Origin of the sequence: Gordonibacter massiliensis (ex Traore et al. 2017) (assembly GCF_019731765.1) — a bacterium.
GTDB lineage: Bacteria > Actinomycetota > Coriobacteriia > Coriobacteriales > Eggerthellaceae > Gordonibacter > Gordonibacter massiliensis.
Genome location: NZ_JAASIO010000005.1, coordinates 24,667 through 49,104, shown reverse-complemented (window position 1 = coordinate 49,104; position 24,438 = coordinate 24,667). Strand labels below are relative to the sequence as shown.

The window sequence follows — 24,438 nt, the reverse complement described above, 5'->3', positions numbered from 1 at the left end:
CCTTCTCAAACGATGCAGACGTATCGTCCCATGATAGCAAAACGCCCGGCCGCGCACGAGCACGCCGGACGCCGTCGACGCAAAACAGCACCGTAATAGTTTTTCGGGCTTCTTCTGCAACTTTTTCGAAGCCATGATGGCTTGAGAGGATCCGCAGCGACAAAATGCCGAACGCGCGGGCGTTTGCCCAGGTCGTTATTCTTGAGCGCTCCCCAAAAACTCTTACGAGCCATCACAGCTTCGATTTTTTTACATGGCAGCCCCGAAGGCTCGCCGAGAACGGCTTCCAACACAACGAAACCCATCGCCCCGACCATGCCGATCGAAACTATCCGCTCGAACGTATCGGACCCCGCACGGGAGGACATCTTGCCAGGCCCGGGCATCTTGGCCACGCCCAGCCTCGATTCCCGTCGGAACCGAGGCCCCTACCCCGCGCGCACGAGGGGCTCGCGGCGCGCCGTGCGGGGGAAGCGCACTTCCGGGTAGTAGCACGACAGGGAGTCGCCGCAGTCGCGGGCGCGCTCGGGCGGCACGCTCATGCGCGCGAGGAACTCCTGCTCGTCGGCGCACCCGTTCGCAATCTCCACGTTGCGCACGACCGCCTCGATGTCGCGCAGCACGCAGGCCGGATCGTCCGAGCGCCCCACGATCTTCGCCGCCGACACGCCCGCCCGCTCCAAACGGTACACGGCGCACAGCCCGCAGGCGGTGAGGTGGAACCGCCCGTACGCCTCGTTGTTCTCGCGGGCGGCGCGCGACAGGCCGCTGCCGCGCCCCACCGTGTAGAACTCGCGGTCGGCGTGGCGCACGTCCCAGCACAGCGCGTTGCGCCCCTGGAAATGACGGCCCAGGCAGAACCCGTCAGCGAAAACGCACCCGTTGCGCATGAGGAACACCTCCAGCTCCACATCGGGCACGGCCTCGGCCATGGCCTCGATCTCCGAAAGGCCCACGTCGCGCGGCACGATGACGCGTCCGCAGCCGAGGTCGCGGTAAAAGCGCGCGATGTCGGCGTTGTAGACGCCGCACATGGTGGACGCCACCACCTCCAAGCCGCTGTCGGCCGCCGGCTCCACGGCCTCGGGCACCGACACGATGGCGCCCGTGGCGCCTGCCGCATGCAAACGCTCGAAGTAACCGAACAGGAAGTCCAGCCGCTCCTGGGAGTAGGCGCTCGCGTTGAACGTGACGTAGATGCGCTTGCCCAGTTCGCGCACCTCGTCCACGATGGAGAGCACATCCTCGAAGCAATAGGGGTTGGCTTGGCGCTGGAAGCCCGTCATGCGGTTGAGGTCGGCCTCGTCGCCGAAACGCTCGTGCCACGCAGGGTCGTGGAAGCCGACGTAGAACTCCTCGCCTCCGGCAGCGACGTAACGCTCCAAGTAGGCGCGGTCGTTCACGGGCACGAGCGGGTTCATCGCGCACCGCCTTCCGCCGCGAGGGAAGCGCATCGCCCCGCGCGCACGGGCTCGTCCGCCTGGAAGCGCACGGCCGTCGGACCGTGCTCGATGCGGGCGTCGCGCCGAGGAACCAGCACGTCGAACGGCGATACGATCATCCGGAAGTCCTCCCCCTCGCACACGGTGCAATCGTGGTTCGGGAAGTACACGGCGCGGCCGAACTTGAGCAGGCGCGCGCCGTAGGGCAGCCGGTATCCTATCGCGCAGCGCGTGCATTCCAGCGTGCACGCCGCGTTCGGGCGGAACTTCTCGCGCACGGGGCGACCTATGCCGGCCAGCTCGCAGATCGACCCCGTCGACAGATAGCAGTACGGCATGTGCACGCCCACCTCGAGATGCGGCATGTAGCCGCGCAGCTCGGACAGGTCGAGCGCCGCGTGCGTCGGGTCGAGCTCCAGGCCCTGCAACTCGCCCCGACGGAACAGCTCGGTAACGAGCGCGGGCACGCCCACGGCATGCTTGGCTTCGAACAGCTCGACGTAGCGCGGGTCGCGCGGCTCTTTGGAGAACAGGCGCCCGGCGTTGAGCGGCAACCCGTACCGGTCGAGGCAGTACGTCACCATGCCCACGTCGTTCACCGTGATCTCGTCGATGGCGTCGCCATGCGCCGAAACGACCTCGTCGATGCGACGCCGCGCCTCGGCGAGGTCCTTCTGGGAGAACACGGGCACCACGAGCGTGGCCGGTATGCGCTCGCGTCGGCAAAGGGAAAACGCCTCGCGCCACACCTGCTCGGGCTGGCGGAGAAAGTACTGGCTGCAGAGGTTCGAGCCGACGTAGAGCCTCTGCACGGAGCGGCGGCCCGCCGCCTGCATGGTTCGCTCCACCAACAGGGAGAGCGACATGCCGTGCGCGCGGGCCGCTGCGGCCGTGTCGGCCACGTTGCACGCGGGTAAGGATCTCATCGCCGGCTACTGACCGTCCCCGGACGCTTCGCCCTGTCCGTACTTCTCTCCGGAACCGTAGCCTTCGCCTCGTCCGTAGTCCTCGCCGGAGCTGTAATGCTCGCCCTTGTCGCGGCCTTCGCCCTCGGCGTACTTTTCACCGGAACCGTAGCCTTCGCCGGAGCCGTAGCCCTCGCCGGAGCCTTCCCCGTCGGAGCCGTGGCCGTGATGGCGATGCCCGCCTTCACCGTAATTCTCGCCCTTGCCGTAGCCTTCGCCCTTCGGCTGGCCCTTCAGCTCGTCGATCGCGTCTTCCATCATGGCGTCCTCTTTCCTCGTCGGGTGCTTTGTCTAAAAGGGCGGCCTCGTCGGGCCGCCGCAGCGCAACCGCCCGGCACGAGATCGGCCCGAGCGTTTGCGGTCGATCCGCATGGTAGCGTGCGGGAACCTCGGCGGAAGGGCGGGCCGTCCAACGCTTTCCCGCCCGTGCCCGCCCCGTTAGCGCCCCGAAAAAGAGCGGGGCGCCCCCGTTTCCGAGAGCGCCCCGCAAGAAGTTCGATACGGCCGATATGCCGCTACATCTTGAACAAGCCGAACTGCGCGGCCACATAGGCCACCAAGATCACCACCACCAGCACGGGAGCGATGTACTTGATCATGACCGTCCACACCTTCTCGGCCTTGAACGAGCTGGACAGCTTCACCTCTTTGACGATGAGCCCCGGCTTCACGATCCAGCCGATGAACACGCACGTGAGCAGCGCCACGATGGGCATGAGCACCGAGTTCGAGAAGAAGTCGAAGAAGTCGAGCAGCGTCGTGCCGGCGCCCAAGGGCTCGATGAACGACAGGCCGTTGTAGCCCAGGTTCACGAAGATGCCCGCGACCACCACCACGCCGATGACGGTGCCGAGCGCCTTCTTGCGCGACCAGCCCGCGCCGTCCTGGATGATGGACACGCACGTCTCAGTGAGCGAGATGGCGCTGGTCAACGCGGCGAACAGCACCAGCAGGAAGAACACGAAGCCCACGACCACGGCGGCGTCCCCCATGCCGGCGAACACCCCCGGCAGCGTGATGAACATGAGCGACGGCCCCGCCGCGCCCGCCACGGCGTCGCCCGAGCCCATGGCCACGAACGCGGCCGGCACGATCATGAGGCCGGCGAGGAACGACACGCCCACGTCGAAGCAGCCGATGCGCGTGACGCTTTGCGTGAGGCTGGACTTGCGGTCGAGGTACGAGCCGTAGGTGATCATGATGCCCATGGCCAGCGACAGGCTGTAGAACATCTGCCCCAGCGCGCCGATGACCAGCTCGGGCGAGAACTTGCTGAAGTCGGGCACCAGATAGTACAGCGCGCCGTCGATCGCCCCCGGCTGCGTGAGCGTGTAAACCGCGATGGCGATGGCCATGACGATGAGCGTGGGCATCATGATGAGGTTCGCCTTCTCAATGCCGCCCTTCACGCCCAGCGACACCACGATGAACACGATGGCCATGAACAGGAGCATCCACAGAAAGCTCTCGGTGTTGCTGGTGATGAAGCCCGTGAAGAAGTCGCCACCGTCGGCCAGCGCCTCCGGCCCGTTGATCAGGTAGGCCGCCGCGTACTTCGTCACCCAGCCGCCGATGATGCAGTAGTACGGCGTGATGATGAACGGCACAGCCGAAGCCAAGATGCCGATGAACGCGTACTTCTTGCCGAACTGCTTGAACGCGCCGATGGCCGACTGCCCCGTCGTGCGGCCGAGCGCCGTTTCGAGCAGCAGCAGCGACACGCCGAACGTGAACACGAGCACCAGGTACGTGAGCAAAAACGTTCCGCCGCCGTACTTAGCCGCCAGATAGGGGAAGCGCCACATGTTCCCCAAGCCCACGGCGGAAGCCGCCGCAGCCAGGATGAACGCCCATTTGCCCGACCAAGACGAGCGCGCGGGCGTGCCGGTAGAAGACATCGATAACCTCCGTTGTCGATCGATCGTACAAAGGAGCCCCCGACGCGGACCCGTCCGCAGGAGGCCGGATGCGGGCGCCGCCGAAACGCTCTCCCTCTGCGCCGCGATCCAAATGCATCATTATAGCGGGAAAAACCGACAGAGCGCCCACGTTTTCGCAGAAGGCCGCGCATAATTGGACCCGAAGCAGCGGCCCGCCTTACGAAACGCAAACGATTGGTCAACCCGACCATGACCAACCCGCCTCCGCTTCGCGCGAGCGCCCAGCGTCCTCGATAGTGGACTTTTTCGCAGATACGCGGGAAGCCGCGCGACAACTCGAGAGGAAGACGCCCATGAGCCAACCCGAACGCACGGAGATATCGCGCAGGACCTTCCTCGCTGCCGGCGTCGCCGTTTTGGCGACGGCCGGCCTCGGCCTGCACGGCTGCACGCCGCCCGCAGGCGACGAATCCGAAGCGAGCGGTAACCAGGGAGGAGCGAACATGCAGGCGGACCTCTACTTCGAAAACGGCGCCGTCATCACGGCGAACGAGCAGAACGCCGTGGCGGAGGCCATGGCCGTGAAAGACGGCCGCATCGCGTTCGTCGGATCGGCGGATGACGGCCAGGAGTACCGGAAGGCCGCCGGATCCGTGATCGACCTCCAAGGCAAGACGGTCATGCCCGGCATGATAGACGGCCATATCCACACCGCTTCGCCCGACTTCTTCGACTTCAGCCTTATAGGGTTGACCAGCGCCGACGATATGCTCAAAACGATCAGGGAGTACGTCGGCTCCCACCCCGACAAGGAAACCTACTCCGGCTTCGGCTATTCCGCGAGCCTTTTCTCCGGCGAGGAGCTGGCGCACGGCCCCAAGAAGGAGCGCCTCGACGAGATAAGCGCCGACAAACCCATCCTGGTGTACTCGTTCGACGGGCACGGCGCCTGGCTGAACTCGAAGGCGTTCGAATACCTGGGCATCACGAAGGACACCGCGTCGACTCCCGGCGGCCAGATCGTGAAGGACGAGAACGGCGAGCTGTGGGGCATCCTGGCCGACTCCGCCATGTCGTTGGCGGCCGATTACCCCTTCGACCGGGAAAGCCTCCCCCAGGCGCTGACCGAGTACCTGGCCCACCTCAACAGCCTGGGCTACACGTCTCTATTCTCGCCGCCCGGCAACGGTTTCATGCCGCTGCCGGCGGACGCGTACCAGAAGCTGGCCGACCAGGGCGACCTGACCGTGCGCGTGCGCGGCGCCGGCATCGTGACCAGCTGGCGGACCGACGACGACCTGAAAAAGCTGGACGAGCTGAAAGCCGCGCACAACGGCGACCTGTTCAAGATCAACGCCGCCAAGTTCTTCACCGACGGCGTCATGGACAACGAGTCGGCGCTGTTGCTGGAGCCGTATACCGACAACCCCGACCGTTACGGCGACGCCGGCTGGCGGCAGGACGCGCTTGACGAGGCCGTCGCCGCGGTCAACCGCAGAGGGCTTTTGGCTCACCTCCACGCCATCGGGGACGGAGGCGTGCGCATGGCCCTGGACGCCATCGAGTACGCCGAGCAGAACGTGCCCGACGATCGCGCGCGCAATGCCATCACCCACCTGCAGCTGGTCGCCGCCGAAGACGTTCCCCGCTTCGCCGAGCTGAACACGGTAGCCGTGGTCGACCCGTACTGGCACCTCAAGACGCCCCAGTACTGGGAGCCGAAGGAGAAGGCCGCGCTGGGCGAGCGCGCCGAGCGGATGTATCCCATGAAATCGCTTGCCGACGAAGGCGCCGTGCTGGCATCGGCCTCCGACTACCCCGTCACCGCCAACCCGAACCCCTTCGAAGCAATCGAAGCCGGCGTGACGCGCAACCTGGTGAACGGCGAGGAATACGGAGTGCCCGATATCGCCGACATGGACGACCCCGCCTACCTGCTTTGGCCGGAAGAGCGCGTGGACGTGCAACGAATGGTCCGCAGCTTCACCGCCGACGCAGCCTGGGCCTTGGGTATGGAGGACGAGACGGGCAGCCTCGAGGCGGGCAAGTCCGCCGACTTCATCGTGGTGGACCAGAACGTCCTCGACGTCGAACCCCTGGCCATCAAAAACACGAGGGTCCTGGCCACGTACCTCCAAGGCAAGAAGGTCTACGACGCCGAAGAGGCCGAGGCGCAGCGGTCGTAAGGGATACGCCGTCGGCCTCGCATGTCGGACCTCTAGGCAGACGACGGCATCCTCGTCGCGAGCTCCCTTCGACATCACCAACCCCGACCCCAAACCGAGAAACATAATCTGCGGTCTTGGTTGAGATGCTTGGGCGGCAACGGCATTTCCTCTATCATGGGGAAAACACCTATCCTGCGCATATCCCCGCCGGCGGCGGGAGCAGGGCACCGAAGCGACGAGGAGCATTACTGACCATGTGCGGCATCTGCGGATTCACGGGAGCGACCGAGGCTGACCTGCCCATCCTGAAGGCCTTGTGCGACGTCATGGCGCATCGCGGGCCCGACGGCGAGGGGCAGTACCTCGACGACGGCATCGCGCTGGGGCACCGGCGCCTGTCGCTCATCGACCTGGCGGGCGGCAACCAGCCCATGGTGCGAGCCACCGGCGAGCACGCGGCTCGCATCACCTCCCCCGCCCTCATGCCCGACGGCGCCCCCTGCGCCGGCCCCGAGGCGCTGGCCGCCAAGGGCGACTACGCCATCGTGTTCAACGGCGAGATCTACAACTACCGCGACCTGCGCGCCGAGCTGGAGGCGCAAGGGTGGGCCTTCGAGACGAACTCCGACACCGAGGTGCTGCTCACGGGCTATCTGGCCTGGGGCGAGGGTGTGCTCGACCGCTTGCGCGGCATGTTCGCGTTCGCCATCTGGAACCGCGGCACCCGCGAGCTTTTCTGCGCGCGCGACTTCTTCGGCATCAAGCCGTTCTACTACACGCTGCAGGAAGGCGCCGCCGGCCCGCAGTTCATCTTCGCGTCCGAGATCAAGTGCATCCTGGAGCACCCCGCCTACGAGCGCGCCCTCAACGAGGAGGCGCTCGAGCAGTACCTGTGCTTCCAGTTCAGCGCGCTGCCCGAGACGTTCTTCAAGGGCATCTTCAAGCTGGAGCCCGCGCACTGCATGACGGTGCGCGCCGACGGCACCACCGAGACGCGCCGCTACTGGCGGCCCACCTACGACTTCGACGAGAGTCGCAGCCGCGAGGACACCGTGGAGGCCATCGACGCCGCCATGCGCGAGAGCGTGCGCTACCACAACGTGGCCGACGTGGAGGTGGGCTCGTTCCTGTCCAGCGGCATCGACTCCAGCTACATGGCCGCGTGCCTGGCCAAGGAGAACCCCGCCATCAAGACGTTCACCGTGGGCTTCGCCGAGTACGAGGGCGAGCGCGACGAGATATCCTGGGCGCGCGAGCTGGCCGACGAGCTGCACATCGAGAACAACTCCAAGCACATCGGCGAGGAGGAGTACTGGGCGAGCCTGCCCCGCGTGCAGTGGCACATGGACGAGCCCTCCGCCGACCCGAGCGCCGTGGCGCTGTACTTCGTGGACCAGGAGGCCGCGAAGAAGGTGAAGGCGGTGCTCTCCGGCGAGGGCGCCGACGAGTTCTTCGGCGGCTACCGCATCTACCAGACGCCGTTCGCCAACGCGAAGCTGTCCTGGGCGCCGAAGGGCCTGCTGCGCGGCGCGTCGAAGATGGCGCGCGGCCTGGGCGTGCGCGGCGCGAACTACCTGGAGCGCGCGAGCGAGACGCCCGAGGACTGGTACTACACGAACGCGAACGGCGTGGCGTTCAACCCCGACGAGCGCGAGCGCCTGCGCGCGGGCAAGCGCGCCGACGCGGGCGCGCGCGTGCCGTCTCCGCAGGAGCTCATCGCCTCGGCGTACGCCGAGGTGGCGGGCTTGGATGACACCACGCGCATGCAGTACGTCGACCTGTTCTTCTGGCTGGTGGGCGACATCCTGCTGAAAACCGACAAGATGTCGATGGCCCACTCGCTGGAAAGCCGCGTGCCGTTCTTGGACAAGCAGGTGTTCGACGTGTCGGCCACCATCCCCACCCGCCTGAAGGCCGACGGCGAGCAGACGAAGATCACGCTGCGCGAGGCCGCCGAGCGCGCCATCCCGAAGGACTGGGCGCAGAAGGAGAAGCTGGGCTTCCCCGTGCCCATGGTGAACTGGCTGCGGCAGGACCGCTACTACGAGCAGGTGAAGGAATGGTTCACCGGCGACTTGGCGCGGCGGTTTTTCAACACCGACGAGCTGGTGCGCCTGCTGGACGAGCACAAAGCCGGCGCCGACCGCTCCCGCAAGATCTGGATCGTCTACATGTTCCTCATGTGGTACAAGATCTACTTCGTGGACCAGACCGTGCCTGAAAAGCCAGCGGCGTAACCCACGCTTCCGTAGGGGCGGCTTGCATCCCGCCCGGCGCGGCGGGATGCAAGCCGGAAAACGTTGCGGCGAGCGCAGGGTGCGCTCGCCGCATTTCATTTCTCCGCCGGATCGTTTCGGCGCCGGGCGGGCAGCAGGCCGCCCCTACGGAGCATCCGCCGTCGCTTACGCGCCCGACAGCCCCACAGGCGAACCAGAAACGCATGTGATAGAATCGGCTCGAAAGATCGCAATCGAAGAGGATGCCCTCGGAGGTGGTCGACATGATGTACAACTATATTAAACTCGCCGACGAAACCCAGATCGCCTATTCGAACATACAAAGCGACAACACCGTGCACGTGGCCGTTGAACGACCGATCGACGGCGGCTTCGACGCCGCCCAGTGCCTGCTGCCCTCATACCAATGGTCCGACGTGGAGGGTTTCTCTCCGCAGGAGATCGCCGAACTCACCGATCTTCTGAGAAACAACGCCCCGTTGATCTTCCGCCTCGCCCGAGAAGCGAAAAAAGCCTATGCCTAAGATACTCGAGTTCGGCCCCTATATCTTGTTTTTCTGGGTCGGCGAAAACGGCGAGCCGGTGCATGTTCACGTTGCCGTGAAAAGACCCGTCGAGAACGCCACCAAGATCTGGCTGACGGCATCGGGCGGCTGCATCCTGGCCAACAACGGCAGCAACATCCCAAAGAGGGATCTTTCCGACATTATGGAGCTCGTCGCCTTGAACCACGGCTATATTTGCCGGAAATGGCGCGAGACCTTCCAAAACGACCTCTCGTTTTACTGCTAGGCCGCAATCAGCGCAACCCCCGTAGGGGCGGCCTGCTGGCCGCCCGGCGCGGTGGGATGCAAGCCGAAAAACGTTGCGGCGAGCGCAGGGTGCGCTCGCCGCATTTCATTTCCCTGCCGGATCGTTTCGGCGCCGGGCGGGCAGCAGCCCGCCCTTACGGAGCATCCGCCACCTGCACGGCCGCCGTTGCCTTACGCTCCGGTGGGTGCCAGGTCCTCGGGGTCGAGGTCGAGGCCGAGCTCGCGGCGCTTCGCATTCGCGTCGTACTCGGCAAGCTCCTCTTTCGTGCGGCCCTTCCACGCGGGCTCGATGCCGGCGCGCTTCTCGGCGGACTGGGCCACCAGACCGGGCACGAGGTAGGCGGCCCAGCAGGCCACGGCGCCCCATAGGTTCACGCCGAGGAAGTTCGCGTACGAGCCTCCCCCGATGTTCATGAAGCCGAGCGCGGCCGGGGCCACCGTGTCTGCGATGCCCAGCGCCATGCCTATCCAAAACGCCAGCTGGAAGCCCACTTTCGTGGGCTTCACCACGCCGTGCAGCAGGAACACGGGACCCAGACCCATGATCATGGTGCCCGAGATGGTGGTGGCCGTGATGATGGAGGCGCCCATGATCATGGGAAGGTTGCCCACGATGCCGAACACGATCATGAACACGATGCCGATGATGCGCGGGTTCATCTTGGGCGTATGTCCCAGAATGCCCGGCAGGTCGCGCGCTGTGAGCTTCGCCAGCGAGCTGAACGTGGAGTCCAGCGTGGAGCCGGCCGTGGCTATCATGATGACGGCCATGACGAAGAACGCCACGATCCCCAGGCTCTGCGCGACCACGACCGGCGCGCTCGAGCCGGCGATGCTCATGCCGTCGAGATAGGCGTGCACGCCGATGAGCGAGAACAGCACGATGGCCACGAAGCCCAGAAGGCCGGCCACGGTGAAGCTCTTGAGCATCTTCTTCTCCTCGCAGATGAAGCCGCGGTCGGTGAGCACGGCGTCGTGGAAGCCGTACGACAGGCATTGCAGGCCCGCGCCGATGATGAAGTCCACGCCGCCCTCGAGCGTCCACGAGCCGGACGTCACGATGTCGGCCGGCGAGTTCAGCGGCACCACCCAAATCAGCACCGCGACGAGCAGCACGGCAAAAAGAATGGCCTGCGCCACGTCGGTGATGATAGAGCCGCGCATGCCGCCCCAGCAGCAATAGCCCACGGTGATGGCCGTGAACAGCAGCGCCGCGATGACGAACGGCGCCGAGCCCGACGCGCCGTAGTACGCTCCCACGACCGACGTGTTCGACCACACCTCGTTGAACAGGCGCACCAGAATGGCGGCCGAGAAGCAGAACGCCGCCGCGACGCCGTAGTGCTCGGTGAGGAAACTCACCATGCTGGTAGCCCTGAACTTGCGGCGCAAGCGGTACAGCGCCCAGCCGGTCAATGGGATGCACAGCCAATACACGGCGTAGCCGATGCCGCCCACGATGCCGAACTCGGCGCCCATGTTGGCGGCGTTCGTAACCGACTTCGCGAATATCCACGCGATGAAGATGGAAGCCGTGATCATCCACGGGTTGGCGGCGCGGCCCTTCTTGTCCTCGCCCTTGAAGAACCCGCCCAGCGAGACGGTCTTCGGCGAGAGCAGAAACATGACGATGCCGTACACGATGAGGAATCCCCAGAAGAAAATCCCGGTGGTCGAATCCATGTTTGACGCTCCCCTGTCCTCGAATTCCCATTGACTGATGCCATTGCTAGATTATATCTACTATTGTGGTATGTCAACTATAAAACGACGGGAACCTCGCAGGGGCAACCTGCTGGCCGCCCCTGCGGATCGACCGGCCAGTCGTCGGGTCAACGCGATCTTTCCGGAATCCCTCGCAACAAGGAGCTTTCGATGCTAACGCCCGAAGGGAGCGGTCCCCTTCGGGCGTTACGTTCACCTTTATCAGGAAGATGCCTACACGATATTCTCACCAAGGATGATTTTAGGCATGGTGGTAAGACAGCGATTCCAGCGTTTGTAAAACCGCTCCAATCCGAGTTTGGACACCCGCGCGTGGACGTCTTCGTTTTCAAGCGTCCAGTGCAAAATATAAGTGACCTTGCCCACCCATTTTGTCAGGCGAATGGGCGGCTTTCCCTCTTTCACGGCATTGAAATCCTCTTGTCGATGGGTGCGCTTGATGTACTTCACCTCAACGACTCCGGGCTGCGAAAGATAGAATTCTGCGACTTCTTTCATCAGGGTTTCGATTTCATCCTGCTTGTCTATTTTTGCCTCGTAAATGCAAATCTCATTAAACATCGAAACGCCCCTTACTTTGCCTTCTCGGCCTAAAACGATGTTGCTGCTCCTTCATCATGTTCCTGCACGATGGTGCCGCCGCAGCTCGAGCCGCTGCCGGCGGTGCAGGCGTAGCAATGGTTGCGGAAGCGGATCGCGCGCACGAGCGGGAGCGCGGGATCGGCGGCGTAATCGAAGATCGTGCGGTCGCCGCCATCCTCGCGATGAGCGGCCAAGCCGAGCGCTTGGTTGAAGTCGCAATCGTAGACGCGTCCGTCCCACCCCACCGACAGCTGGCGGCGGCACATCATACCGGCGCACGCCTGTTGGTTGAAGCTGTCGATGAGCAGGTCGAGGTAGCCGTCGAACTCCCCGGTGTCCAGAAGATGCGCGCCGTAGCGCCCGATGGGGTTGTTCGCGACGGCGAACAGGTGGTCGAACGACACGTCCAGCTCGGCCAAGCGGCGGCGGTAGACGGCCTCCAGCTCGCCTTGGTCGGGTGGCAGCACGGGCCATTGGGGGTTGAACACCAGGTCCAGCACGTGTTGGCCGTCGCGTCCGTAGCCGCGGGCGTTCAGCTCGTGCAGCACCTCGATCGAGGGATCGAACGTGCCGCCGCCGCGCTGCTGCTCGGCCTGCGCATCGTGCACGTTGGGCAGCGAGGCCACCACCTCCACGCCCAGCTCGGCATAGCGGTCCAAAAGCGGCCGGTAGGCCGGATCGCGCAGGATCACCAAATTCGTTCGCACCATGACGCGCGCCGTGCCCGCCGCGCGCTCGATGAACCAAGCGAGGTCGGGGTGCATCTCGGGAGCGCCGCCCGTCACGTCGACGGTGTCAATGCAGGGCCGCTCGGCCACCGCCAGCACGGCCTCCATCGCGGCGCGGCTCATGGCCTCGGTGCGATGCGGCCCGCTCTCCACGTGGCAATGGGCGCAGGCCAGGTTGCAGCGCGCGGTGACGTTGATCTGGATCGTCGACGGCTCGCCCGCGGTGCGCAGGCACGAGGCGTCGTCCATCACGTCCTCGAAGTACACGAGCCTCGCCAGCGCCAGCTCCACGTCGTCCTTCGACGCACGCGAGCGGCGCGGCGGCGCATCGTCGCGGGCGGACGGCCCGCGGCGGAACCCGCCGAGCAGCGCGTCCTCCACATGGTCGTCGGCACCTTCCACGATACGCGACCGGTACGACACCGCAGCCGGGGTCGTCGCCGGCCACAGCTCGTCGAACCAGGCAAGATACGCCTCATGGTCGTAGCGGAGCGGCACGCACTCCACGTAAAGCCCGTCGCGCTCCGCGCCGAACAGCGCGTCCGCATGCGGCGTCGTCGCCACGCGCACCACCAGGCCGAAGCGCTGGCCGGCGAAGTTCGGCAAGCCGGCGGCCCCGTTGTTCACCACGAGGCCCCGCGCGAGCGCGAGCGCCGCAGGCGCGCACGTGTGCGTGGTGGCCAGCACGTCCACGCTGTTGGCGGCCATCCACCGATCGAGCTCGTCTTGGCGCAAGACGTCCTGCAAAGATTCGCGCGAGCAAGCCCAGCCGCCGATCAGCTGCTCATCGCCGTGGGTCACGGCCACCTTCCGGCCCGCCACGCCCACCGTCGCCGTGGCGGGGCGGCCGACCAGCAATTCCTTGAGCTCGGGGTGGGCGTCCACGGCCTCGGACAGCTTCTTGTGAATGCGGTTCGAACGGCTCACCGCGTCGTCGCCCGTGCAATCCGGGTAGGCGCATCCGCACCCCACGCCCACGTCTGCCTGCCGACGCAGCTCGGCCTCCACGTTGCCCACGAGCGGCGTGTAGCGCGCTGCCCGCCGCTCGAGCGCGGCGAAGTTCTCCGCCGTCTTGTCGAACCAATGCATATCGCCGTTCAGCACGACACGCACGTCCCCCTGCTCGGGGGCCGCCAGCGCGTCGACGGCGTCCAGTGCGAACGGGTTGCCGTACAGGCCGCCCATCACGTACAGCACGTCGCACGCGCATTCCGACTCGCCGGCGAAGGCGTCGGGGGGCAAACGGTAGTCCACCGGGCACACCCGGCCCGCATCCTTGAACACGCGGCGCTTGTGACCGGGCACGGAGCATGACGACATAGAAGGGGCGCCCTTTCTCGCAGGATTCTCATTCTTATAGGATTATATCCATTATTCGCGGATTGCCAATAACCTGCCGAACATGCGCGCGAACGCTAGGCGAGCTTGGAGGCGTCCACCGCCATCAGATGCCCGTGCTCGTCCTCGAACACGCACAGGGCCCCGTCGCGGCTCTCGTACAAATGGCGGAACCGCGCGAACCGCTTTCGCGACGGGCGCTCGTCGGCATCGCACGCGTCGGCTTCGTCGGCGGAACGGGACGCGTCGTTCGCGCAGAACGTCGGCGCGTCGGCGCAGGATTCCACCGCATCCTCAGGTCGATAAGACCCCGGCGTATCCGCAGGTCGACCAGGGGCCGCCGCCGCGCCAGATGGAACGGGTTCCGCCTCATCGACGGCCCGCGCGGTCTCGGGCTCCACCGCGTATTCGGCCTTCGCTGCGCTCCGCACGGGCTCGGTTTCCGCCGCAGGCTGCACGGAATCGGGCTCCGAGGCGGGATGGGCGGGCTCCGGTTCCAGCGCGATCTGCTCGGAAACACACGGCGTCGGATCCGGCGCGGGCTCGGGGTCGAAGGGTTCCGCGTCCTCCGCCACGCTTCCGTCCTCGGCCGACAGCGCCGAAGGAGCGTCGCCAACCCCGCCTTCCGCGCCAAGCCCGGTCGACGAGCCGGCCTCCCCTTCGCCCGTCAAGGCGCATGAAGGAGCGTCGACCGTCCGATCCCCGCCCGCGACATCCTCTTCCCCCCGCTCCAAGACGGGCGCGTGCTCGCCGCACGGCTCGACGACATGGCCCTGCGACGGCATGATGACGAGGGGGAGCTCGGTTTTCGAACGGAACGCGGGAACCTGCGGGGGCTCTTGCGGATCGAACGTGGCAGCCTCGCCGCCTTCGACCGCCGCGCCCGCCTCGAACCCCGTGCGCACGATCGGTTCCTCGGCCGATGCCGGCGTCTCCACGCCAGCCGCGAACCCGCATGCGGCCTCCGCGGCGGGAAGGTTCGAGGCGTCCTCCAAAGCCGCTTCGGCCAAACCGCCCTCCACGATCTCCATGCCCGACGCCATCACGCGGCTTTCGGGCGGCGCGGGATCGATGCCCAGGCGCGTGGCGAGCGACAGATTGGCTTGGGCGATGGAAACGAGCTCGGCCCCCAGGTCGGCCTCGTCGGATCCCTTGGCCTGGAGCTGCTTGCCTATGTCGAGCACACGCCCCCACGAGAGCGCATCCAGATCCTCTTTCATAGATGCGACCTTGTCGGCTTCGCGCGCGATACGCTTCTCAGCGGTGTTTCCGAACACGATCTGAACCTCTCTTCGCCGCGGATCGGCCTTTGCGGCATCGCCCCAGTATATCACGTAGATTCGGCAATGCGATCCCCTGCTCTATAAACCTTTTGGGCAACGAGGAAGGCCGTTCGAGGAAGATGGCGTCGCGCACTCGCAGACAACACGACGCGTTCTCCAGGCGAGCCCGTTTTCGGAATCTAGTAGATCACGCGCCAGAACACGAGCCCTTGCGCGGGCGCGTTCTCACCGGCGGCCTGCCTGTCGCGGGCCTCCAGCACCTCGCCCACCCACGATGCCGGACGCTGCCCGCGCCCGATCATCACGAGCGTGCCCACCATCGTGCGCACCATGGAGTGAAGGAAGGCGTTGCCCACCACTTTGATGGTGAGAAGGTTCTCGCCCATGACGGTTTCAGGATGGAACGATATCTCGCGCACGTTGCGGCACGTGGGCTTGCCCTCGGCCGACGCGGCCATGCAGAAGCTCTTGAAGTCGTGCTCGCCCAGCAAATGCTGCGCGCCGGCCTCCATGGCCGACAGGTCCAAGCCGCCCGGCACGAACCACGAGAAGTCCCTCATGAAGATGGGCGCCGTGCTGTCGACGCACAGGTGGTAATGGTACTCGCGCGCCTGGGCGTCGAAGCGGGCCGAGAAGCCCTTCTGCTTGGGTTCGACCTCGCGCACCGTGATGGCGTCGTTCGTGAGCGCGTTGAGCGAGCGCCGCAAGCTGGGCAGCGATCGCCCGGCGATGTCGAGGTCGTCGACGTCGAAGCTCACCACCTGGCCGAGCGCGTGCACGCCCGCGTCGGTGCGGCCGGCGCAGGTCGTCTCCACGGGACGGCGGAACAGCAGCTCGAGCGCCGCCTCCACATCGCCCTGCACGGTGAGCTGCCCCGGCTGGCGCGCGAACCCCGAGAACGGGGCGCCGTTGTACGAGAGGGTGAGCGCGAGCGTGTGCTCGCGCACGGGGCGCCCGCCGTCGTCGACGGTCGAGGCGTCCGCTGCCTGCGCTGCGGCCGATGCCGAGCGAGGCCCGTTATGTTGGGTAGTCTGAGTCATGATGCGATCCATCATAAACGAAAGCGGCCGCGCTGCGAAGCGCGGCCGCTTGCTCTTGCCAAATTGTTTACTTCCCCGTCGGTCCGACAAGGCGGCGAAACGCGCCCGCCCCCGTCGCTCCGAGCGAAGGCCGCACAGGCGTCAGGAGGCCTTCGTCCACACGGGCCGGCCGAACAGCTCCTGCAACTCCGACTTCATGATGGCGTTGCCCGAATCCACCGTCACCGGCAGCTCGGCGCGGAACTTGCGGCCGTCGCCCTGGTTCACGAACAGCACCACGCCGTCGCGGCCCGGATACGACTTCAATATACGGTTCAACCGCAGCGACGTCGTCGAATCCATGTCGGACGACGACACCTTCAGCTCCAGGTGCGAGGGGCGCGCGTCGGCTTCGTTCAGCTCGATGGCCTCCACTTCGAACGCCATGATCTGGTTGCCGCGGTCGCTGTGCTCGAACTTGCCCTTGATCTTGACGATGGCGTCCTCTTGGATGGCCTCGGCGTTCTCTTCGTACTTGAAGCAGATGCACTCGATGTGCCCCGTCGTGTCCTCCAGCGTGAACGTGGCCATCTTCGTGCCGCGCTTCGTGAGCTTCGTCACCACGGCGGACACCATGCCCACGAACGTGGCGGACTTGATCTCCTTCGTGCGCTCGGCCAAGTCGCCCAGCTGGAACTTCGTCATGCGCGAGATGGTGCCCTCGTACGGGCGCAGCGGGTGGTCCGAGACGTAGATCTTCATGATCTCCTTCTCGAACGACAGCAGCTGGCGCTTCGGCCACTCCACGCCGTCGGGCTCGGGAACCTCTTCCTCGAAGCCCGAGTCCGGGTCGTCTCCGAACAGGTCGAACATGGACACCTGCCCCATGTCGCGGTCCTTCTGGCGCTTGGAGGCGCCCTCCAGAAGCGGCGTCTCGTCCACGAAGTACATGAGCTGCTTGCGCGTGTAGCCCGTGGAGTCGAACGCCCCGCCCTTGATGAGCGCTTCGAGCGTCTTGCGGTTGTAGCACTTCGCGTCCAGACGGTTCACGAAGTCGTGCAGCGACGTGTACGGGCCGTTCGCCTCGCGCTCCTCGATGATGGCCTCGGCCACGTTCGCGCCCACGCCGCGCACGCCCACCAAGCCGAAGCGCACGCCCTCGTCGGTGGGGGTGAACTCGGCGTTGGACGAGTTGATGTCCGGCGGCAGCACGGGAATGCCCGAGTGGTTGCAGCTGGCGATGTAGCGGATCAGGCGGTCGGTGTTGCCCATGTAGGACGACAGCACGGCGGCCATGAAGTCGTTCGGATAGTGCGCCTTCAGGTACGCCGTGCGCATGACCAGGATGGCGTAGGCGGCCGAGTGCGATTTGTTGAACGCGTACTTAGCGAACTTCTCGGCGTCCTCCCAGATCTGCTTGGCGATGGCCAGCGAGAAGCCGTTCTCCACGGCGCCGTTGTTCCAGTCCTCCTGGAGCTGGCGCATGATGTCGAGCTTCTTCTTGCCCATGGCCTTGCGCAGCTTGTCGGCCTTGCCGGCCGAGAACCCGCTCATGACCATGGAGATCTGCATGATCTGCTCTTGGTAGACCATGGTGCCGTACGTTTCCTCGAGCAGCGGGCGCAGGCGGTCGTCGTAGTAGTGCACCGGCGTCTTGCCGCTGGCCACCTTCACGTAGTCGTCCACCATGCCGGACTCCAGCGGGCCCGGGCGGTTGAGCGCGATGGAGGCCACGACGTCGGAGAAGCGCGTGGGAGGGAGCCGTGCGAACAGGCTCACGTACAGCGCGCCCTCCACCTGGAACAGGCCGTCCATGTTGCCGGACTGCATGAGCTTGAAGGCGGCCTCGTCGTCGATGGGGATGTCCTCGGGGATGATCTTCGTGCCGAAGCGCTTCTCGATGTTGTTGCACGCGATGGTGAGCACGTCGAGCGTGCGCAGACCCAGGAAGTCCATTTTCAGCAGGCCCAGCTCGGGCGTGTAATGGCCGTCGTACTGGGTGATGATGCCGCCGCCCTTGGTGTCGCGCTTCATGGGCACGTGGTCGCTCATGGGGTCGCGGCAGATGATGGTGGCGCACGCGTGCACGCCCTCGCCGCGCACGTGGCCTTCGATGGACTTCGCGGCGTCGATGACGGCCTTCACGTCCTCCTCGGTCTCGTACGCCTTCTTCAGGTCGGGGTTCGTGGCCAGCGCCTTGTCGATGGTGATGCCCAGCTCGTCGCCGATCAGCTTGCAGATGCGGTCGCCGGTGTTGTACGGGTAGTCCAGCACGCGCGCGGCGTCGCGCACGGCGTTCTTCGCCTGCAAGGTGCCGAACGTGATGACCTGGGACACGTGATCCTCGCCGTACACGTCTTTGATGTGGTTGATAACCTCTTCGCGGCGACCCTGCTCGAAGTCGACGTCGATATCGGGCATCTCCACGCGCTCGGGCGACAGGAATCGCTCGAACAGCAGGCCGTTGGACAGCGGGTCGAGCGCGGTGATGTCCATGGCGTACGCCACGATGGCGCCTGCGGCCGAGCCGCGGCCCGGCCCCACGCCGATGCCCTGGCTGCGCGCCCACTCGATGTACTCTTGCACGATGAGGAAGTACGCCGGGAAGCCCTGCTGGATGATGATGCCCATCTCGTAGTCGGCGCGCTCCTGCGCCTCCTGCGGAACGGGGCTGCCGTAGTGCTTGACCAGGCCCTCCTGCACGCGGCGGCGGAAGTAGCTCTCCTCGGTCTCGCCCTCGGGCAACGGGAAGCGCGGCAGGATGGAGTCGCGCTCCAACACCACGTTCACCTTCTCCGCCAGCTCCACCGTGTTGTCGCAGGCCTCGGGGAAGTCCTTCAGCGCCTCGCGCATCTCCTCTTCGGTCTTCATGTAGAACTGGTCGTTCTCGAAGCGCATGCGCTTCTCGTCGTTCACGGCGGCGCCCTGGGCGACGCACAGCATGTAGTCCTGGGCCTTCGCGTCTTCCTTCGTGAGGTAGTGGAAGTCGTTCGTGGCGATGGTCTTGAGGCCGGCCGCCTTCGCCACGTCGGTGAGCATGCCGTTGAGCTCGGTCTGCGTGAACCCGGCGTCGGTGCGGATGCCCTGGTTCTGCAGCTCGATGTAGAAGTCGCCCGGCTCGAAGCAGCTGGCGAACTTGTTGGCCCACGCCACGGCGTCGTCGAACTGGCGGTTGTCCAAGAGCTTCGGAATGATGCCCGCGATGCACGCCGACGAGCCGATGATGCCCTTGCCGTACTTCTGCAGCATGCTGAACGTGGTGCGCGGCTTGTAGTAGAAGTTGTCCACGTGCGACTCGCTGACCAGCTTCACCAGGTTGTGGTAGCCCTCGTTCGTCTTGGCCAGCAAAAGCAGGTGGTAGAGCTTCGGCTTGCCGTCGCGCTTGAGCTCCTCGTCGGTGGTGAAGTACACCTCGCAGCCGTAGATGGGCTTGACGCGCTTGCCGGTTTCCTCCTCCACTTTGTCGCACATCTCGCACAGCTGCGGCACGCCCGACATCACGCCGTGATCGGAGATGGCCACGGCGGGCATGCCGAGGTCGGCGGCGCGCTTCACCATGTCGTAGATATGCGTATGCCCGTCGAGAAGGGAGTACTCCGTGTGGTTGTGCAAATGGACGAATGCCATATCTTGTGCCTCGAATCAGTCAGTCATGCGCCAGAAGGTGTTTTAAGGTACGTTGCAGCGCGGTAAGGTGTCGATGCCATTCTAGCAGCATTCGCCGATGCACGCCGTCCACAAACAGCGAACAAACGATGGTTTTTGCGCGAAGTCGGCGCAGGACGGGACCGGCCCGAAGACCGGCGGGCAAACGGTCGAGCGGACGACGGACACGCGGCGCATCGCGCCCCTTCCCCATCGGCTATAATGACCCCGACGAACGAAGGCAATCTCGGCACCCAACAAGGCACCGCGAAGGAGAAAACCCATGATCGACTACCCCATGCGCGCGGCGGACCGCGAGCTCACCGAGGCCGAAGCGCGCGAGATACTGGATGCGGGCGAGTTCTGCGTCGTGTCCACCGTCGACGAGGACGGCATGCCCTACGGCGTGCCGCTGTCCTACGTGATGATGGACGGCGCGCTGTGCTTCCATACCACAAACGCAGGCGGGCACAAGCTGGAGAACTTCGCACGCGACGAGCGCGTGTGCGTGACGGTGGCCACCGAGGTGGAGCCCTGCTACGAGGACGAGTTCTTCACCACCCGCTTCGCCTCAGTCATCGCGCGCGGGCGCGTGCGCCGCGTGGAGGACGGCGCCGCCATGCGCAAGGTGCTCGTGGCGCTGTGCATGAAGTACCTGCCCGAGCACAAGGACAAGATCGGCGAAGGCATCGCCCGCGAGATAAACGAAACCGCCATCTGGGCCGTCGACCTGGACGAGGTGCGCGGCAAGGGCGCGCGGCGCCTCGGACGGTAAGGAAGAGCTCCGCTGGGCATCTGCGAAGGCCGTTGCTGCACGAAAATCACCGACGTCCCCCTCTGAAGCACGCGAGTATTCCGTGCGACCCGCGTTCGGTTGTTGCGACTTCGGTATTACCCCAGGTCGCGGTTCGCGCGCATAGCCCAGCCGAACGCGTCGGAGATTGCAGGAGGGGGAGATCGGGGATTTTTGTGCAGCGCGGCCCTTCGCCGCTGTTAAACCAGCATTGACATTATGCAAGCCAGCGCGCTGTCATCCTGAGCGGAGGCACCGGCCGGGCAGAGAGGGTACCGGGCGCAAGCCTTGTCCAAAACCGGACGCTTTGGTATGCTGCTTTTCAACATCATAGGAACATCTGCCGCCGGGTAGATAAGGACGCAAGCATGCGCACCCTCGTCGTTAGGCCTTAGAAGACGAGGGAGGCCGCATGCTTTTTTCGTAAGGAGGACGACATGCAGAAGTTCATCGCCGAGGAGTCGTTTTGGGAGCTGTTCCCCGACGCGGCCATCGGCATCCTGGTGGTGCGCGGCCTGAAGGCGGCCGACCAGGTGAGCGCCGAGGACGCCGCCGCCGTCGCGAGGCTCTTGCGCGAGGCGAACGAGCAGGCGGACAAGCACCTCACCAGCAACACTATCTCCGAGAACGAAGTCGTGCGCGTATGGCGCGAGGCGTTCCAGAAGTTCAAGACGAAGAAGGGCGCGCGCTGTTCGGTGGAGAACCTGCTCAAGCGCGTGCTGAAGGGCAACCCCGTGGGTTCCATCACGCCGTCAGTGGACATCTACAACGCCATCTCGCTCAAGTACGCGCTGCCCGTGGGCGGCGAGGACCTGGACTCGTTCGTCGGCGACTTCCGCCTGGGCGTCACCGAGGGCGGCGACGCGTTTTTGCCCATCGGCGAGGACGGGGACGACCCCACGCTGCCCGGCGAGCTGTGCTACCGCGACGACGAGGGCGCCGTCTGCCGCTGCTGGAACTGGCGCGACGGCCAGCGCTCGGCGCTCACCGACAACTCCGCGAACGCCATCCTGGTCATGGAGTGCGTGGACCCGGCGCGCTTCGGCGATCTGGAAGCGGCGCTCGACGAGTTCGCCAATCTCATGGAGCGCTACCTGAGCGCGACCGTGGAACGGCGCGCCATCGTGGACCGCGCGCATCCCGAACTGGTCATCGTCGACTAGCCCCGGAAGAAGGGGGTGCATCAAAAGTCGCTGAACACAAGGTTTTCGCAATCGCTCTGCAGGGCAAGGGCTCTACCCTTGCCGGCTACCTGCGAATACTCTCCTTGACGAGCGACAAGGGCAGAGCCCTTGCCCTGCGGGGGGCTTACCGATACCTTTGATGCCCTTACCGTGGCGCACTCTGTCGGCCCAAAAACGCGTTTCGAGGACGAATTCCGCGTTTTTGGGCCGACAGTGCGTCCGACTGGCGATCCTCGCGCCATCCCTCCGCAACAGCTTCAAGCTGCTCGGCGGGTGCGGGCGCTGACCTGGCAGACCTCAGGACCGCTGCGACAAGGCGCGGTACCCGTTCAGCTGCACGACCAGGAACCGGCGCAGCGCGCCCTCGAAGTCCCGCGCCGCGCCCTCGAAGCTCGCACGGCGCAGCGCCTCCTGCTGAATCGGCACGGGATGCGTGCCGGGATACAGACCGGCCACGTGGTTGACCAGCACCATGACCAGTTCGGCGGCATCCCCCGGAGCAAGGAACGGGAACCGTGCGGCCAGAAGGCGCGCGCCGTCCTCGGCCAGCTCGCGCATCGTGCGCTTGCATGCGGTCAGCCGGTCCACGTCGATGTTCGTCTCGATGATGGCGGAGAGCAGCGCGCCTATCCTGCCGACGTTGCGATGGCGCGCGCACGCCGCGGCGAGCCGGCCCGAGAACTCCTCGATGCCCCGCCCCACCGCGTCCCCGTCCTCGGCGACGACGCGGTCGTCCGAAGCGGTCATCTGCGCGAGCTCAGCGTGCAGGCCCTCCAGGTCATGCAGGTACAGAAGCAGGAACATCTCCTCTTTCGTCTTCACGTAATGCCCCAGGTTCGCACGCGAGAAGCCCAGTTCGTCGGCCACCATGGCCATGGTGATCTCGCGGTACGGATACCGGTCGAGCAAGCCGTCGACGGCGCGCACGATGCCTTCCAACCGCTGGCGCTTCTGCTCCTCGGTGCGCGCGCGCTTGAATTCCATAGACGGCCCCCTTTCGCTCGTAGGTTGCGTTGCTTGACAAGTTGCATCGCGCAACTTATAGTAGAATAAATTGCATTACGCAACTTATTCTATCGAGGAAGGAGCGGCCGTGCAATACCGCGTGGACCCGCGAAACGGCAATCGGCTTTCGGCGCTCGGCTTCGGCTGCATGCGCTTCCCCTCGAACGCGCTGGGGCGCATCGACCTACCAGCGGCGGAGGCGCTCGTGCTGGACGCCGTGGAGCGCGGCATCAACTACTTCGACACCGCCTACCTGTACCGCGGCAACGAAGAGGCCCTGGGCGCCATCATCGCCGACAACCACCTGCGCGACCGCCTGTACCTGGCCACGAAGCTCCCCCACGCCAACTGCCAGACGCCCGAGGATTTCGACCGCTACTTCGCCGAGCAGAAGCGACGGCTGCGAACCGAGCGCTTCGACTACTACCTCGTCCACAACATCTCGAACTCCGATCAATGGAAGCGCCTCGTCGACCTGGGCATCGAGCAGTGGATCGCCGACAAGAAGGACTCGGGGGAGATTCGCAGCATCGGGTTTTCCTACCACGGGTCGCACGGCGACTTCGCCAACGTCGTGGACGCCTACGACTGGGACTTCTGCCAGATCCAGTACAACTACGTGAACGTGAATTACCAGGCCGGGCGCGCGGGGCTGGAGCTGGCCGCGTCGCGTGGGATGCCCGTCGTTGTCATGGAGCCCCTGTTGGGCGGCAAACTAGCCGACAAGCTGCCGAAACGCGCCGTGGAGGTGCTCGACCGCGCGCGGACGGAGCGAACTCCGGCCGCCTGGGGGCTGCGCTGGGTGTGGAACCACCCCGAGGCCACCGTGGTGCTCTCGGGCATGAACGAAGCCGCACAGCTCGAGGAGAACGCGTCGGTCGCAGAGCGGGCCCTGCCCGGCTCCCTCGCGCCAGACGACCTGGCCGCCATCGACGAGGTGGTGCGCATCTTCAACGAGACCGACAAGGTGAGTTGCACCGGTTGCAACTACTGCATGCCGTGCCCGAAGGGCATCAACATCCCCGGCTGCTTCGCGGCGTACAACTCGTCGTACGCGCTCGGGTGGTACGAGGGCGTGAAGCAGTACGTGCTCAGCGCAGGCGCCATGAGCAACGACCCCCGCTACGCCAGCGCATGCGTCGCGTGCGGGGTATGCGCCCAGCACTGCCCGCAGCACATCCCCATCCCCGAAACCCTGGAGGACGTGCGGCGGCGCCTGCAACCCGCCATCCTGCCGCCCGCGCTGAAGATCGCTTCGAGGTTCATGCGCTAGGCGCTTCTCGGCGTCCCGCGCTTCGCGGTTCGGCAGAATCGGAAAGGGGCGTGCCCGGCGGACTGAATGCCGGAACGTCGTCCGGAGCCTCGCTCAAGCGGGCGGCGAAGCGAACCTCCATGATGCGGTTGCGCTCGCCCCACGTGGCCCCGGTCACAGCGTCCACGACCTCGCTTATCTCGTCGGGCGTCGGAGGCGCGAGCTTCTGGCCGCGCACACGGTCATCGCCCTTGCCGCAGCCGCCAGCGACCTCGACGCCATCGTTTTTCTTGCCGTAGCGATCTTCCATGGCCTTCCTTTCAAACGCGGGAAGCCGGCGCAGGCCGACTCCCCGATTCGCGCTCTGTTGCAGGTCTCGC

20 protein-coding genes are annotated in these 24,438 nt (G+C 65.5%); 7 read left to right on the top strand and 13 right to left on the bottom strand.

The window, feature by feature from the left end; genetic code table 11:
* Positions 1 to 5 precede the first annotated feature (5 nt).
* From HCH03_RS07660 to HCH03_RS07640, 5 genes are all read right to left on the bottom strand, one after another.
* Entirely contained in the window at positions 6 to 395 is a 390-nt protein-coding gene (locus HCH03_RS07660) for a hypothetical protein (RefSeq protein ID WP_221689017.1), read from the bottom strand.
* A 33-nt stretch (positions 396 to 428) separates the two neighbouring features.
* Positions 429 to 1,421, bottom strand: a complete 993-nt coding sequence (locus HCH03_RS07655) for a peptidase U32 family protein (RefSeq protein WP_221689016.1) — start codon at positions 1,419 to 1,421, stop codon at positions 429 to 431.
* Complete coding sequence (locus HCH03_RS07650) at positions 1,418 to 2,368, bottom strand: hypothetical protein (RefSeq protein ID WP_221689015.1); 951 nt, start codon at positions 2,366 to 2,368, stop codon at positions 1,418 to 1,420. Before HCH03_RS07650 ends, HCH03_RS07655 begins: the two co-directional genes overlap by 4 nt.
* 6 nt (positions 2,369 to 2,374) lie before the next feature.
* Positions 2,375 to 2,668: a hypothetical protein gene (locus HCH03_RS07645; RefSeq protein WP_221689014.1), complete on the bottom strand. Its 294-nt coding sequence runs from the start codon at positions 2,666 to 2,668 to the stop codon at positions 2,375 to 2,377.
* A gap of 254 nt (positions 2,669 to 2,922) precedes the next feature.
* Positions 2,923 to 4,305: a sodium-dependent transporter gene (locus tag HCH03_RS07640; protein ID WP_080144921.1), complete on the bottom strand. Its 1,383-nt coding sequence runs from the start codon at positions 4,303 to 4,305 to the stop codon at positions 2,923 to 2,925.
* Positions 4,306 to 4,640: 335 nt separating this feature from the next.
* On the opposite strand from HCH03_RS07640, the gene HCH03_RS07635 reads away from it, so the two are divergent.
* The 4 genes from HCH03_RS07635 (at position 4,641) to HCH03_RS07620 (ending at position 9,484) form a co-directional block, all read left to right on the top strand.
* Entirely contained in the window at positions 4,641 to 6,473 is a 1,833-nt protein-coding gene (locus tag HCH03_RS07635) for an amidohydrolase (RefSeq protein WP_221689013.1), read from the top strand.
* Positions 6,474 to 6,709: 236 nt separating this feature from the next.
* The gene (gene asnB / locus HCH03_RS07630; RefSeq protein ID WP_221689012.1) at positions 6,710 to 8,692 is read left to right on the top strand and encodes an asparagine synthase (glutamine-hydrolyzing); all 1,983 of its coding nucleotides are present in this window, start codon (positions 6,710 to 6,712) and stop codon (positions 8,690 to 8,692) included.
* A 263-nt stretch (positions 8,693 to 8,955) separates the two neighbouring features.
* Positions 8,956 to 9,216 carry a hypothetical protein gene (locus tag HCH03_RS07625; protein ID WP_221689011.1) on the top strand — a complete coding sequence of 87 codons (261 nt, stop codon included), beginning with the start codon at positions 8,956 to 8,958 and terminating at the stop codon, positions 9,214 to 9,216.
* Positions 9,209 to 9,484, top strand: coding sequence for a DUF4160 domain-containing protein (locus tag HCH03_RS07620; RefSeq protein WP_221689010.1), 276 nt, complete (start codon positions 9,209 to 9,211; stop codon positions 9,482 to 9,484). The genes HCH03_RS07625 and HCH03_RS07620 overlap by 8 nt, the downstream gene beginning before the upstream one ends.
* 191 nt (positions 9,485 to 9,675) lie before the next feature.
* On the opposite strand, the gene HCH03_RS07615 is transcribed toward HCH03_RS07620, so the two are convergent.
* The 6 genes from HCH03_RS07615 to dnaE all read right to left on the bottom strand — a co-directional run bounded on the left by HCH03_RS07615 (position 9,676) and on the right by dnaE (position 19,806).
* On the bottom strand, positions 9,676 to 11,187 hold the full coding sequence (locus HCH03_RS07615; RefSeq protein WP_221689009.1) for a hypothetical protein: 1,512 nt from the start codon (positions 11,185 to 11,187) through the stop codon (positions 9,676 to 9,678).
* 255 nt (positions 11,188 to 11,442) lie between these two features.
* The gene (locus HCH03_RS07610; RefSeq protein WP_221689008.1) at positions 11,443 to 11,790 is read right to left on the bottom strand and encodes a hypothetical protein; all 348 of its coding nucleotides are present in this window, start codon (positions 11,788 to 11,790) and stop codon (positions 11,443 to 11,445) included.
* 29 nt (positions 11,791 to 11,819) lie between these two features.
* Positions 11,820 to 13,859 carry an arsenosugar biosynthesis radical SAM (seleno)protein ArsS gene (gene arsS / locus HCH03_RS07605; protein ID WP_221689007.1) on the bottom strand — a complete coding sequence of 680 codons (2,040 nt, stop codon included), beginning with the start codon at positions 13,857 to 13,859 and terminating at the stop codon, positions 11,820 to 11,822.
* Positions 13,860 to 13,954: 95 nt separating this feature from the next.
* Positions 13,955 to 15,097 carry a hypothetical protein gene (locus HCH03_RS07600; RefSeq protein WP_221689111.1) on the bottom strand — a complete coding sequence of 381 codons (1,143 nt, stop codon included), beginning with the start codon at positions 15,095 to 15,097 and terminating at the stop codon, positions 13,955 to 13,957.
* A 242-nt stretch (positions 15,098 to 15,339) separates the two neighbouring features.
* Complete coding sequence (truA, locus tag HCH03_RS07595; RefSeq protein ID WP_221689006.1) at positions 15,340 to 16,200, bottom strand: tRNA pseudouridine(38-40) synthase TruA; 861 nt, start codon at positions 16,198 to 16,200, stop codon at positions 15,340 to 15,342.
* A gap of 141 nt (positions 16,201 to 16,341) precedes the next feature.
* The gene (gene dnaE, locus HCH03_RS07590; RefSeq protein ID WP_185904853.1) at positions 16,342 to 19,806 is read right to left on the bottom strand and encodes a DNA polymerase III subunit alpha; all 3,465 of its coding nucleotides are present in this window, start codon (positions 19,804 to 19,806) and stop codon (positions 16,342 to 16,344) included.
* A 301-nt stretch (positions 19,807 to 20,107) separates the two neighbouring features.
* On the opposite strand from dnaE, the gene HCH03_RS07585 reads away from it, so the two are divergent.
* Together HCH03_RS07585 and HCH03_RS07580 are read left to right on the top strand one after the other, a co-directional pair.
* Positions 20,108 to 20,599 carry a pyridoxamine 5'-phosphate oxidase family protein gene (locus HCH03_RS07585; protein WP_221689005.1) on the top strand — a complete coding sequence of 164 codons (492 nt, stop codon included), beginning with the start codon at positions 20,108 to 20,110 and terminating at the stop codon, positions 20,597 to 20,599.
* A gap of 455 nt (positions 20,600 to 21,054) precedes the next feature.
* Positions 21,055 to 21,780 carry a B3/B4 domain-containing protein gene (locus HCH03_RS07580; RefSeq protein WP_221689004.1) on the top strand — a complete coding sequence of 242 codons (726 nt, stop codon included), beginning with the start codon at positions 21,055 to 21,057 and terminating at the stop codon, positions 21,778 to 21,780.
* Between the two features lie 318 nt (positions 21,781 to 22,098).
* Here HCH03_RS07580 and HCH03_RS07575 read toward each other — a convergent pair whose 3' ends face one another.
* Positions 22,099 to 22,785, bottom strand: a complete 687-nt coding sequence (locus HCH03_RS07575; RefSeq protein ID WP_221689003.1) for a TetR/AcrR family transcriptional regulator — start codon at positions 22,783 to 22,785, stop codon at positions 22,099 to 22,101.
* A gap of 109 nt (positions 22,786 to 22,894) precedes the next feature.
* On the opposite strand from HCH03_RS07575, the gene HCH03_RS07570 reads away from it, so the two are divergent.
* On the top strand, positions 22,895 to 24,079 hold the full coding sequence (locus HCH03_RS07570) for an aldo/keto reductase (RefSeq protein WP_221689002.1): 1,185 nt from the start codon (positions 22,895 to 22,897) through the stop codon (positions 24,077 to 24,079).
* On the opposite strand, the gene HCH03_RS07565 is transcribed toward HCH03_RS07570, so the two are convergent.
* On the bottom strand, positions 24,069 to 24,368 hold the full coding sequence (locus HCH03_RS07565) for a hypothetical protein (protein ID WP_221689001.1): 300 nt from the start codon (positions 24,366 to 24,368) through the stop codon (positions 24,069 to 24,071). The two genes, HCH03_RS07570 and HCH03_RS07565, sit on opposite strands and share 11 nt — an antisense overlap.
* Positions 24,369 to 24,438 lie beyond the last annotated feature (70 nt).

What these genes read in the sequence shown, in the direction of transcription:
- HCH03_RS07585 (WP_221689005.1), top strand. Translation starts at nt 20,108, where the DNA reads ATGATCGACTACCCCATGCGCGCGGCGGACCGCGAGCTCACCGAGGCC.
- HCH03_RS07620 (WP_221689010.1), top strand. Translation starts at nt 9,209, where the DNA reads ATGCCTAAGATACTCGAGTTCGGCCCCTATATCTTGTTTTTCTGGGTC.
- HCH03_RS07635 (WP_221689013.1), top strand. Translation starts at nt 4,641, where the DNA reads ATGAGCCAACCCGAACGCACGGAGATATCGCGCAGGACCTTCCTCGCT.
- asnB (WP_221689012.1), top strand. Translation starts at nt 6,710, where the DNA reads ATGTGCGGCATCTGCGGATTCACGGGAGCGACCGAGGCTGACCTGCCC.
- HCH03_RS07580 (WP_221689004.1), top strand. Translation starts at nt 21,055, where the DNA reads ATGCAGAAGTTCATCGCCGAGGAGTCGTTTTGGGAGCTGTTCCCCGAC.
- HCH03_RS07650 (WP_221689015.1), bottom strand. Translation starts at nt 2,368, where the DNA reads ATGAGATCCTTACCCGCGTGCAACGTGGCCGACACGGCCGCAGCGGCC.
- HCH03_RS07625 (WP_221689011.1), top strand. Translation starts at nt 8,956, where the DNA reads ATGATGTACAACTATATTAAACTCGCCGACGAAACCCAGATCGCCTAT.
- HCH03_RS07615 (WP_221689009.1), bottom strand. Translation starts at nt 11,187, where the DNA reads ATGGATTCGACCACCGGGATTTTCTTCTGGGGATTCCTCATCGTGTAC.
- dnaE (WP_185904853.1), bottom strand. Translation starts at nt 19,806, where the DNA reads ATGGCATTCGTCCATTTGCACAACCACACGGAGTACTCCCTTCTCGAC.
- arsS (WP_221689007.1), bottom strand. Translation starts at nt 13,859, where the DNA reads ATGTCGTCATGCTCCGTGCCCGGTCACAAGCGCCGCGTGTTCAAGGAT.
- HCH03_RS07600 (WP_221689111.1), bottom strand. Translation starts at nt 15,097, where the DNA reads ATGAAAGAGGATCTGGATGCGCTCTCGTGGGGGCGTGTGCTCGACATA.
- HCH03_RS07575 (WP_221689003.1), bottom strand. Translation starts at nt 22,785, where the DNA reads ATGGAATTCAAGCGCGCGCGCACCGAGGAGCAGAAGCGCCAGCGGTTG.
- HCH03_RS07565 (WP_221689001.1), bottom strand. Translation starts at nt 24,368, where the DNA reads ATGGAAGATCGCTACGGCAAGAAAAACGATGGCGTCGAGGTCGCTGGC.
- HCH03_RS07610 (WP_221689008.1), bottom strand. Translation starts at nt 11,790, where the DNA reads ATGTTTAATGAGATTTGCATTTACGAGGCAAAAATAGACAAGCAGGAT.
- HCH03_RS07645 (WP_221689014.1), bottom strand. Translation starts at nt 2,668, where the DNA reads ATGATGGAAGACGCGATCGACGAGCTGAAGGGCCAGCCGAAGGGCGAA.
- HCH03_RS07640 (WP_080144921.1), bottom strand. Translation starts at nt 4,305, where the DNA reads ATGTCTTCTACCGGCACGCCCGCGCGCTCGTCTTGGTCGGGCAAATGG.
- truA (WP_221689006.1), bottom strand. Translation starts at nt 16,200, where the DNA reads ATGACTCAGACTACCCAACATAACGGGCCTCGCTCGGCATCGGCCGCA.
- HCH03_RS07655 (WP_221689016.1), bottom strand. Translation starts at nt 1,421, where the DNA reads ATGAACCCGCTCGTGCCCGTGAACGACCGCGCCTACTTGGAGCGTTAC.